Here is a 3,089-nt window from a genome sequence, read left to right as displayed (position 1 = left end):
GCTCACCAACGACTGGCCGCTGCTCAGCGAGCGCAACCCGGCGAAGAAGCTCAAGTGCGATGCCGTCGTCGCCAATCCGCCGTTCAGCTACCGCTGGGACGCCAACGAGGCGATGGGCGAGGATTTCCGCTTCAAGAGCCACGGCCTCGCGCCGAAATCTGCCGCCGACTTCGCCTTCCTGCTGCACGGCTTCCACTACCTCAGCGACGAAGGGACGATGGCGATCATCCTGCCCCACGGCGTCCTCTTCCGAGGTGGCGCCGAGGCCCGCATCCGCAGCAAGCTCCTCAAGGACGGCCACATCGACACCGTCATCGGCCTACCGCCGAGCCTGTTCTTCTCCACCGGCATCCCGGTCTGCACAGTTTCCGGCATACCAGAAATGCAAAAGGCGTCCTAAGACGCCTAAGTGCTTGATTATATGGCGCGCCCGGAGAGATTCGAACTCCCTATCACCTGGTTCGTAGTTAAGTAACTCTGAATGCGTCTAGGTCCAGGATTGTCTATAAAGCCTATATAATACATAACCGTACGCGTCTCCTTCAGCTTCGCGACATCCACTAAAGTCTACTATAATTTCGTAAGAGCCAGCTCCAAAGTGGGGGTAAAAGTGGGGGGTAAAAATTTATCCCGACTCGAAAAGGCACTGATCAAGAAGAGGGGAAGTGATGGGCAAGCTGACAGTCAAACAACTGGAATCTCTCACCGTCGATGACATTGGGCGGAAGCTGTTTGATGGCGAGGGGCTGTATGGTCGGGTACGAACACAGAAGGCGGGGATCGTTGTCAGCTTTGAGTACCGGTTCAAGCAGCAAGGTCGGACACGGACGACGGCTTGCGGTAAGTGGCCGAACGAGTCGCTGAAGAACATCAGAAAAACGCGTGACGGGAAGCAGGCGCTGCTGGATGTTGGTACCGATCCAGTCGAGCAAGGCAAGGCTGAGAAGCTGCGCAAGCAGTTCGAGGATGCGCAGTCGGTCGAACGCTATCAGGCGGAGCTTACCCGAATGGCGGCGGAAGCCGCAGCGCGACGGACTTTCAAGGATGCGTTGGAACAGTGGGGAAGGGCGGAGCTGTCACGGCGCAAGGATGGTGGCAAGGAGTCCATGCGAGCGATCGAGAAGGACATTCTTCCAGCGCTAGGTGGGGTGGCGCTGGTTGACCTCAAGCGATCCATGTTGGTGGATGCACTCGATATTGTGGTTGAACGCGGCGCGAGGGTGATGGCGAATCATCTATACGGCGATCTGCGTCAATTCTTCAATTTCGCGCTGGCGCGGGAATGGATCGAGACGCACCCGCTGGCGGGGCTGACGAAGGAGAAGATCGGCGGGCGGCAGAAGGAACGGGAGCGCTATCTGTCTGAGGACGAGATCATTGATCTAAAGCGTCGCCTTCCATTGGCGAACCTGCTGCATACGACGGCACTATCAATCTGGATCATGCTCTCGACCTGCTGTCGGGTTGGCGAACTGTCGCAAGCCCGGTGGGCGGATCTGGATCTAGATGAAGGCGAGTGGTCTATCCCGGCCGGCAACAGCAAAAACGCCAAAGAGCACAAGGTCTATCTTTCCGACTTTGCCAATGCGCAGTTCCGGGCACTGAAGACCCTGACTGACGATTCTGATTGGTGCCTTCCGGCCCGGGACCGAACGGCACATATCTGTCTGAAGTCTATCACTAAGCAAATTAAGGATCGTATGCGCGATGAGCCGCTGTCCAACCGGACCAAGGCCACGGGAGCTTTGCTATTGTCTGGTGGGGCTTGGACTCCGCACGATCTGCGCCGCACGGGCGCGACTATGATGGACGAGCTAGGCGTCATCGGCGAAGTGATCGAGAGATGCCTTAACCATGTCGAGCAGAACAAGCTCAAGCGGATATATCAGCGCCATGAGTTGAAGGCAGAGCAGAGGGATGCATGGCGGCGGTTAGGGAGCCGTCTGGCCTTGCTAGTGGAGCACGAGGAACACTCAACAACCACTAGCTAAAGCTGGCGACGATTGCCTTCTTCTTTGCTACCGTGCAGCAGCGTGTCGAGACGCTCAACCTGGCACCCACGATCGAGACGGGGGTGCTCCAACAGTTGATCCTAGCGATCTATCTCGAGTGGGTCGCGACGCGGTGCTCGGGAACTGAGCAACGGCGACGCCTCACGGCACTGAGCGCGCAGAAGCTCGCACCGCTGCGCGCATCGGATCACCCGATACAAGCACTTGACCCCACCCAGCGCACAGAGATTGAGCAGGTCGCCAGCGACTGTGCCAATCTGTTCCAGCGCTAGAGTTCCGCCGTCGAGGGCCGCAATGGTCAGCTCTCGCTCTTCCACCACGGCTGTCTTCGACTCAATCTGGTCGGACACTCTTAGGCTGCGGATGCACCCGTGTTAGCCAGGCCAAAGCTCGCCCTTTCCGTTTCTAAGTCCGCTACGATTGCTTGCAACTGCTCGTTACTCGCTCTTCGAATCTGCGCGGCCAGCACCGCTTCAACCTCGTGTTCGGGCCATGCGGATGCACGGGCACCGAGCGATATCGGATGTGGAAAAAGGCCTGCGCTGATGCGCGCGTAGAGCCCCGAGCGGCTATATCCGGTCCGATCCAGAACATGAGGTAAGCGTAAGACACGTGTTGGCATGACGGGGTCTCCAGAGACTGTTTATGTTGTTGATTTCGAGAACCTGAACATCGGCGACATGGCTGATGGCTAAGCTGCTCCTATGCGGTGTCTGTTTCTCAGCATGACTTCAATGCTCTTTAGGCTTGCGAGAGCGGCGCACGCCACCCCGTGGCCACCAACCACCTCGTTGCTTGAGTTTGCAGATCGGACACTGCAGCGCGGTGCGCGAGAAGTCCGCAGCGAGGTAATGGATGTGGCACTCTCGGCAAAAGCGCCGCATCGCCAACCCAGTGGTCAGATCTCGAGCCAGCACCCAAGCCCCATTGATATCAATCGATGGTCCCAGCCGGCCACAAGCCGCGAGGCGACCCTGCTGCTCCCGGTACAACCGATGGGCCTGCAGCAACGCCTCAAGCTGGATCTGCCGCTCCGTCTCCGGACCGCCAAGCGCACAATAGAGTGCAATGAACAGC

5 protein-coding genes are annotated in these 3,089 nt (G+C 58.3%); 3 read left to right on the top strand and 2 right to left on the bottom strand.

Annotation, left to right across the window (positions count from 1 at the left end; translation table 11 throughout):
- From VBE63_RS26600 to VBE63_RS26590, 3 genes are all read left to right on the top strand, one after another.
- Positions 1-400 (top strand): N-6 DNA methylase (locus tag VBE63_RS26600; protein ID WP_323686015.1); only part of this gene is annotated, 400 nt, incomplete at its 5' end.
- 268 nt (positions 401-668) lie between these two features.
- Positions 669-1,991 (top strand): tyrosine-type recombinase/integrase, encoded by a 1,323-nt coding sequence (locus VBE63_RS26595; RefSeq protein WP_323686014.1) that lies wholly within the window; start codon positions 669-671, stop codon positions 1,989-1,991.
- Positions 1,992-2,023: 32 nt separating this feature from the next.
- The gene (locus VBE63_RS26590; RefSeq protein ID WP_323686013.1) at positions 2,024-2,284 is read left to right on the top strand and encodes a DUF6399 domain-containing protein; all 261 of its coding nucleotides are present in this window, start codon (positions 2,024-2,026) and stop codon (positions 2,282-2,284) included.
- 80 nt (positions 2,285-2,364) lie between these two features.
- Here the strand turns inward: VBE63_RS26590 and VBE63_RS26585 are convergent, their stop codons facing one another.
- Together VBE63_RS26585 and VBE63_RS26580 are read right to left on the bottom strand one after the other, a co-directional pair.
- Complete coding sequence (locus VBE63_RS26585; RefSeq protein ID WP_323686012.1) at positions 2,365-2,634, bottom strand: helix-turn-helix transcriptional regulator; 270 nt, start codon at positions 2,632-2,634, stop codon at positions 2,365-2,367.
- A gap of 109 nt (positions 2,635-2,743) precedes the next feature.
- On the bottom strand, positions 2,744-3,089 hold a 346-nt coding region (locus VBE63_RS26580; RefSeq protein ID WP_323686011.1), incomplete at its 5' end, for a FlhC family transcriptional regulator.

Source organism: Lamprobacter sp., from assembly GCF_034860625.1.
Classification (GTDB): Bacteria; Pseudomonadota; Gammaproteobacteria; order Chromatiales; family Chromatiaceae; genus Lamprobacter.
This window is presented reverse-complemented; position numbering and strand designations above follow the sequence as displayed.